This is a genomic window from Mycobacterium sp. 1245801.1 (assembly GCF_001673055.1).
GTDB lineage: Bacteria > Actinomycetota > Actinomycetes > Mycobacteriales > Mycobacteriaceae > Mycobacterium > Mycobacterium europaeum_A.
This window is the reverse complement of sequence record NZ_LZKY01000181.1, coordinates 1-7,781: the sequence shown is the minus strand read 5'-3', so window position 1 is coordinate 7,781 and position 7,781 is coordinate 1. Positions and strand designations below refer to the sequence as shown.

7 protein-coding genes are annotated in these 7,781 nt (G+C 70.2%); 5 read left to right on the top strand and 2 right to left on the bottom strand.

Annotated elements, in window-relative coordinates; genetic code table 11:
• From A5622_RS11560 to A5622_RS11550, 3 genes are all read left to right on the top strand, one after another.
• Window positions 1–404, top strand: a 404-nt coding sequence (locus A5622_RS11560; RefSeq protein WP_156752930.1) for an SDR family NAD(P)-dependent oxidoreductase, incomplete at its 5' end; no start/stop codon positions are given.
• Between the two features lie 136 nt (window positions 405–540).
• Window positions 541–1,635 (top strand): AMP-binding protein, encoded by a 1,095-nt coding sequence (locus A5622_RS11555; protein WP_066878604.1) that lies wholly within the window; start codon window positions 541–543, stop codon window positions 1,633–1,635.
• A 35-nt stretch (window positions 1,636–1,670) separates the two neighbouring features.
• Complete coding sequence (locus A5622_RS11550) at window positions 1,671–3,035, top strand: aldehyde dehydrogenase family protein (protein ID WP_066878606.1); 1,365 nt, start codon at window positions 1,671–1,673, stop codon at window positions 3,033–3,035.
• Window positions 3,036–3,056: 21 nt separating this feature from the next.
• On the opposite strand, the gene A5622_RS11545 is transcribed toward A5622_RS11550, so the two are convergent.
• Window positions 3,057–3,800, bottom strand: a complete 744-nt coding sequence (locus A5622_RS11545; protein ID WP_066870042.1) for a cutinase family protein — start codon at window positions 3,798–3,800, stop codon at window positions 3,057–3,059.
• 283 nt (window positions 3,801–4,083) lie between these two features.
• On the opposite strand from A5622_RS11545, the gene A5622_RS11540 reads away from it, so the two are divergent.
• Entirely contained in the window at window positions 4,084–4,998 is a 915-nt protein-coding gene (locus tag A5622_RS11540; protein WP_066878602.1) for an SDR family NAD(P)-dependent oxidoreductase, read from the top strand.
• A complete protein-coding gene (locus tag A5622_RS11535; protein ID WP_066878600.1) occupies window positions 4,988–6,553 on the top strand; it encodes an AMP-binding protein in 1,566 nt (521 codons plus the stop codon). Before A5622_RS11540 ends, A5622_RS11535 begins: the two co-directional genes overlap by 11 nt.
• A 6-nt stretch (window positions 6,554–6,559) precedes the next feature.
• Here the strand turns inward: A5622_RS11535 and A5622_RS11530 are convergent.
• The coding region (locus A5622_RS11530; protein WP_231998307.1) for a cation-translocating P-type ATPase at window positions 6,560–7,781 on the bottom strand (1,222 nt) is incomplete at its 5' end.

Genomic DNA, 7,781 nt, shown 5'->3' with positions numbered 1-7,781 from the left:
TGCCCGCGCTGCTGCGCAAGCCGCACGCCACCATCCTCAACGTCACGTCCGGTCTGGCCTTCATGCCCAGCGCGCTCACCCCGAGCTACTGTGCCTCCAAGGCGGCGCTGCACTCCTACACCGAATCGCTGCGCTTCCAACTGCGCGGCACTTCGGTGCAGGTGATCGAAATCATCCCGCCGCACGTGCAAACCGCGCTGCAGGGCGAGCGGGGATTCGATCCCCGGGCGATGCCGCTGGAGGACTACATCACCGAGACCGTCACCCTGTTGCAGACGCAGCCGCAGGCCAAGGAAATCGTGGTGGAGCGCGCCAAGATGTTCCGGTTCGCCGAGCGCGACGGCACCTACGACGACATCTACCCCCGCTTCAACGAGACGATCACCGCCATGTTCGGCGGCTAGGCCGGGCGGTTCCGCTGAACACCGCGTGCACACAGATGAAATTCCTTGTGAAATAAGCGGATAAGGGGATACGCCGCTGGCCGCGGGCGCCCGTCGTCCTTGGCGGCACCGTCCTGGATGCGAGAGTATCGAGGGCATGGCCGCAGTCGATTTCTCGTTGTTGGACGTCCCACGGGCGGCGCCCGTGGCGGACGCCGAGGCCTACCTGCGGGCGGCGATGGCCTGGCACTTCGGCGACGACACCGGTTCGCCGTTCTGGCTGCGGGCCGCCCGCACGTTGAACTTCAACCCGCTGACCGACGTCAACACCTTCGCCGACCTACAACTGTTCCCCAACCTGGTCAACGAATTACGCAGTGTCCCAGTGGAAGACCTCATTCCGCGCGGTTACGGGCCCCGGCCACCGGTGCCCCAGATCTTCGAATCCGGGGGTACCACCGGCGCCCCGAAACGCACTGTGCAGCTGCCGGATTGGGTCGCGCAGGTAGTCGAATGGCAAACCGAGGACTTCGCCGCGGGCGGTTTCCGGCGGGGCCAGGGCTTTCTGTGTCTGATGCCGAGCGGTCCGCACGGCGTCGGCTACTTCTCCCGGCTGGTGTCGCAGCGGCTCGGCTCCGTCTTCCACGCAATCGACATCGATCCCCGCTGGGTGAAACGGCTCGCCGCGCGCGGGGCGGCAACCGAGGTGGCGGCTTACGTCGACCACGTTGTCGAGCAGGCCGTCTTCGTGTTGCAGACGCAGTCCGTGGCCAACCTGCACACCACCCCGCCGCTGCTGGAGGCGATCGCCCGCAACGATCGGGTGGTCGACCTGGTCAACGACAAGATCCGCTACCTGCTGCTCAGCGGGGCGCACGTGGACGCCGACACCCTCGACCTGCTGCGCGACATCTTTCCCGCGACGACCATCGCCATGGCGTTCGGCAGCACCATGGTGCTGTCACAGGCGGTAACCCGGACCGGCGACGACGACTCCTTCGTCTTCGATCCGCGCACCCCGTATGTGGTGTTCTGGGTGGTCGATCCCGACACCGGGGAACGGGTGCCCTACGGGCGTCCGGGTCAGGTGGTGATGCACCACATCAGCAAGGGCATGTTCATACCGAACAACCTGGAGCGCGACCGGGCGATCAGGATGCCCGGACCGGCGGGCGATCTCAGCGATTCGGTCAGCGAGGTGCGGCCGGTGTCCACCTTCGAGGGCGAGGCCGTCATCGAGGGCGTGTACTGAGCGTGGACAGTGACAGTGGCTGTGCGGCAACCGGTTTGGTGGCACTCGACGCCCTCGGTGCGGACGGTGAGTACCGGACCCGCAAACGCGAATTGGTCACCACCACCGCCGGTGCCGCGGTCGCGGAGCTGAGCCTGGTTCCGCCGCTGTATGTGTCGCGGACGCTGGGCGCGCAGCGCAGGACCGCACCGCTGCCCGTTGCCCGGCGCGCGGCCGCGCTGTCCCGGGCCGCCGGCATCTTCGCCGACGGCGTCGTCGCGGGGCTGGATTTCGAGGCCTATGTGACGTTGGCCGCCCGGATTTCGGGCATGCCGATCGCGGTCACCCGGGCCGGGGCGCGCGGGGTGGCCGACGCGGTGGGCGACGCCGTCGACGCGGTGCGGCCGGCGCGGCCGGTGGGGGCGGCGCTGGACTGGCGCGAGGAGCGGACCCGCGCGGGCGGTGCGGTGTGGGTGCGGCGCGGGGAGGTGTTCGCGGTGCACGCGGCCGGAAACGGCCCGGGCGTCCATGGGCTTTGGCCGCAGGCCCTCGCGCTGGGCTACCGGGTCGCGGTGCGCCCCTCACGCCGCGAGCCGCTGACGGCTCACCGGCTGGTGTGCGCGCTGCGGCGGGCCGGGTTCCGCGCCGAGGACGCCGTCTACCTGCCCACCGACCATGCCGGCGCCGACGAGATCATCCGGACGGCCGACCTGGCGATGGTGTACGGGGGCCAGCAGGTGGTCGACAAGTACGCCGACGACCCGGCGGTGATCGTCAACGGGCCGGGGCGCAGCAAGATCGTGATCACCGCCGACCGCGACTGGCGCGACTACCTCGACGTCATCGTCGACTCGATCGCCAACCACGGCGGCATGGCATGCGTCAACACCACCGCGGTGCTCTACGAGGGCGATCCCGCCGCGCTGGCCCATGCCATCGCCGAACGGCTGGCGGCGATCGAACCGCTGCCCACCGATGACGAGCGGGCGGTCCTGCCCACCCTGCCCGTCCACCGGGCGCGCGCGGTCGCGAACATCTTGGCGGCCAAGGCCGTCGGGTCGACCCCGCTGCTCGGCGCCGACCGGGTGGTCGCCGAACTCGGCGACGGCTACGCCGCGCTGCGCCCGGCCCTGCATGTGATGGCACAACCCGATCCGGACCAGCTCAACCTGGAGCTGCCCTTCCCGTGTGCGTGGGTGTCGGCCTGGTCGCGCCACGACGGGGTCCAACCATTACGGCATTCGCTGGTGGTCACCGCGATCACCGGCGACGAGGCGCTGATCGACGATCTGATCGCCGAGCCGACCGTCGGCAACCTCTACTGCGGCCACCACCCCACGTGGTGGCACGCCCCGCACATTCCGCACGACGGATTCCTGGCCGATGCCCTGATGCGCAACAAGGGCTTCATCAGGGACTAGCCAGGAACCCCGGGCAGGCGGTTACTCTCCGAAGCTGCCACGCGGCGACGCGACCGCGGTTGCGGCCGGGCCGTCCAGGGCCAGGTGGCTGGAGGCGAACGAGACTCCCTTGTCGATCATCGCGCTGTCGTCGGCGTAGGTGTCGTGCGCGGCGAAATTCATCCCGTCGGAACAGACCGGGTCCTCGGTGGCGCACACCTTGATGGTCTTGTCCTGATACGCCGGGCCGATCACCACGGGCGGTTCGTTGAGGAAGTTCATCGCCCGCACGTTGGGCATGCCGAACAGCACCACCGAGGAGACGTGGTTGGCCACGTCGGGGGCCAGCGGCTTGGGCACGGTGTTGGGGTCGATGCCGTCGGGCACGGCGGCCGAGGTGACAAAGCCCATCACGGCCGCGCCCTGCGAGTAGCCACCGAGCACCATCTTGGTGTTGGGGCAGTCATGGGCCATCGAATTCACGTGCGCGCCCGCGTCTCTGACGCCGTCGATGCCGGTCGCCCACTGATCGCTGGCGGGGTAGTTGACGGGGTAGACGTCGAAGGACCGTCCGCCCACGCGCTGGTGCAGGGCGTCGACGAAGGCCTGGCCGGTGGGGCCCACGCCCGGTGCTTCACCGGTGCCGCGGGCGAACACCACTTGCACGTCCGGACACTGGGCCGACGCGGAGGGGATAACGGAGGCGGACACGGCCGAAACGGCCACGCCCGACGCTGCGAGAACTACTGCGGAACCAAGGGTACGAATGACGTGACGTGCGATCATGCCGCCATTGTGCCCAGCCAACACGCCGCTTAAACACCAGAAACACCGAAATTACCGTGTTCTCATAAAATAACCGCCGCGATTGCGGACGGGCTGAGATTGGTTGTGCGCGACGCCATCCGGCGCGGGCGCCCGGGCCCGGCGCGCCCACCGCTCGCTCGGGTCGCCCGCTGGGCGGCGGCGCCGGGCCGGAGCGCGGGCCCGCACCCCAGTGTGGTCTGCTACTCGTAGTTACGAGCCGGGGTTACGGTGAAGCAACAGCCGACCTCGGCGAGCGGCTCGAGTGAATGCGGCAGCGAAGTTGAACGCACTAACGCAGGCCCTGAACACGGTCACGGACCACGTGGCCAACCCGGCGCGGGTGTCGGATCCCGACAAGTTGCGCGGCGCCGTCTCCGGCAAAACCGTCTTGGTGACCGGCGCCTCCTACGGCATCGGCGAGGCGACCGCGCGCAGCCTGGCCGCCGCGGGAGCCACCGTCCTGGTCGTCGCCCGATCCGAGGAACGGCTCTGCGACCTGACGGCGTCGATCAATGCCGGTGGGGGCCACGCGGTTGCCTATCCCACCGACCTCACCGACGAATCCGCGGTGAGCACCCTGACCAAGGGCATTACCGAGGAGCACGGCCCGCCCGACATCGTGGTGAGCAACGCCGGCAAATCGTTGCGCCGCTCGCTACATGACCAGTACGACCGGCCGCACGACTTCCAGCGCACGATCGAGATCAACTACCTGGGACCGGTGCGGCTGCTCCTGGGGCTGCTGCCGGCCATGCGCGACAACGGCAGCGGGCACATCGTGAACGTCTCGAGCGTCGGGGTGCGGGTGGCGCCGGGTCCGCAATGGGGTGCCTATCAGGCATCGAAGGGCGCCTTCGACCGCTGGTTGCGCAGCGTCGCTCCGGAACTGCACACCGACGGCGTCGATGTGACCACTGTCTACTTCGCTCTAGTCCGAACCAGGATGATCGCGCCCACCCCGCTGCTGGGCCGCCTACCCGGCCTGTCGGCGGACGAGGCCGCCGACGCGATCGCCAAGGCGGTCATCGAGCGGCCCCGCACCATCGAACCGCCCTGGGTGCTGCCGGCCGAGCTGGCCTCGGTGCTGCTGGCGGGGCCGGCCGATTACGCCGCCCGGCTGTGGCATCGCCGGTTCTTCAGCGAGTCCGACACCGACGAGGCCGACAATGACGAATGACCGGGTGATTCCCACCGCTGCCCGGGCCCTGCTGCGCTCGGGCCTGCTGAGTCCGCCGGCGCCACTGGCGGGTTTCCGGCTGCTTCGCGAGGCACGCCGGGGCGGCACCAATCCGTACACGCTGCTGGCGGTCACGACGGCCCGGTGGCCCGACCGGACGGCGATCGTCGACGACGACGGCGCGCTCAGCTATCGCCGGCTGCAACTGGTGACCGAGTCGCTGGCGCGGCGGTTGGCCGACGACGGCGTTGCACCCGGGCAGGCGGTCGGGGTGATGTGCCGCAACGGACGCGGTTTTGTGGCCGGCGTGTTCGCCGCCGCCCTGCTGGGCGCCGATGTCGTCCCGATGAGCACGGAGTTTCGCAGCGACGCGCTGGCCGCCGCGGTGCAAGCGCACCGCATTTCGACCGTGGTCGCCGACGCCGAATTCGTCGAGCGGTTGCGGGCCGCTGACGAATCGGTCGGAACCGTCGATCCGGCGACGCTCGGCGCCGACGAAGGCGCCGGCAGACCGGCCGTGGCCGCCCCCGGCCGCATCGTCCTGCTGACATCGGGCACCACCGGCACCCCCAAGGGGGTGCCCCGCTCACCGCAGCTGCGCTCCGCGGTGGGCGTGTGGGTGACGATCCTGGACCGCACCCGGCTGCACACCGGGTCGCGAATCTCGGTGGCAATGCCCATGTTTCACGGGCTGGGGTTGGGCATGCTGATGCTGACCCTCGCGCTCGGGGGAACCGTGCTCACCCGCCGCGAGTTCGACGCCGAAGCCGCGCTGGCCCAGGCGTCGCTGCATCGTGCCGACGCCTTCACCGCGGTGCCGGTGGTGCTCGCGCGCATCCTGGAGCTGCCCGAGCAGGTGCGGGCGCGAAACCCGCTGCCCTATCTGCGGACGGTGATCTCCAGCGGCGACCGCCTCGATCCCACGCTGGGCCAGCGGTTCATGGACGCCTACGGCGACGTCCTCTACAACGGCTACGGCTCCACCGAGGTCGGCATCGGTGCGCTGGCCACGCCGGCGGATCTGCGCGAAGCGCCCGAAACCGTCGGAAGGCCGGTCGTGGGCTGTCCGGTACGGATCTTCGACAAGAACGACCGGGCGGTCGGGCCGCGGGTCACCGGGCGGATCTTCGTGGGCGGCGAACTGACCAGCGACGGCTACACCGACGGCGCCGCGAAGGCCGTCGTCGACGGCATGACCAGCACGGGCGACATGGGCTATCTGGACAACGCGGGCCGGCTCTTCATCGTCGGCCGCGAAGACGACATGATCATCTCCGGCGGCGAGAACGTCTATCCGCGCGCGGTCGAAAACGCGCTCGCCCAGCACCCCGCCGTCGCCGAGAACGTCGTCATCGGAGTCCCCGACGAGCGGTTCGGTCAGCGCCTGGCCGCATACGTGGTCGCCCAGCCCGGCAGCGAGATCGACGCCGCGCAGCTGCGCGAATATTTGAAGGACCGGGTCTCCCGCTTCGAACAGCCCCGCGACATCAACGTCGTGGACAGCATTCCGCGCAACCCGACCGGCAAGGTGCTGCGCCGGGAGTTGTCCGGCTGAACACGATCATTCCTCGCCGGGCTCCAGGGCGGCGACCTGCTTGGCCAGCCAATTGGGGGCCAGCGCCGAGATCGCGGTGGCTCCCGCCGTCGAGCCCAGCACCCCGGACCAGGCGACCGGCCCCAGCGGCGTGCAGCCGAAGAACTGGCTGATCACCGGGGTTTGCACGATGCCGACCAGGACGCCGGCGCTGCCCAGGGCCGTCGCCACGACGAGCGGGCTGTGCCGGCGGGTCAGCAGCGTCTGCGCCAGCTGCGTCGTCACCAGCGCGGTCAAACCCATTGTGGCCGTGCGCCTTTCGGTACCCGGCGTCCAGCGCCCGATCGCCCAGGCGGCCGTCGCCCCGGCGGCAGTGACGGCGCCACGGGTGACGATCTGGCGCATCAGCGGGGCGTCGAGTGAGGGCGTGGCCCCGGTGAGCACGGCGCGCCGGTGCAGGCGGCGCGCCTCCTCGGCGGCCTCGGCCGATTCGTATTCGGCTTCGTCGGGTTCGACGTATTGCGAGGTGACGGCTACCGCGAGCGCGGGGAACATGTCGGTGAGCAGGTTGACCAGCAGCAGCTGACGGGTCCCCACCGGGGCGCGGCCGGCGCCGAACGCGGTGCCGATGATGGTGAACAGCACCTCACCGACGTTGCCGCCGACCAGGATCGTGACGGCGTCGCGCACGCCCGCCCACATGCTGCGGCCCTCGACCAGGGCGTCCATCAATACGCCCAGATCCTCGTCGGTCAACACGATGTCGGCGGCGCCGCGGGCGGCCGACGAACCGCGACCGCTCACCCCGATACCGACGTCGGCCATCCGGATGGCGGCGGCGTCGTTGGCGCCGTCGCCGACCATCGCCGTCACCCGGCCGCAGCGCTGCAGGGCGGCCACGATCTGCACCTTCTGCTCGGGGCTGACACGGGCGAACACCTGCACGTCGGCGACCAGCTTGGCGCACGCGTCCTCGTCGAGGCCGGCGAGTTCGGCTCCGGTGACCACTCTGGCGCCCTCGGGCAGGCCCAACTGCCGGGCGATCGCGCGCGCCGTCACGGGGTGGTCGCCGGTGATCAGCACCACGTCGCGGTCGGCGTCCACCAGCGCCTCGATCAGCGGGCGTGCCGACGCCCGGGCGGTGTCGGCCAGCCCGACGTAGCCGAGCAGCTCGAGGTTCTTCGCCGCGGCGTCCACGGCGTCGGCGTCGGTGTCGTCGTCGTCGGTCTCGTGCTTCCAGCCGCGCTGC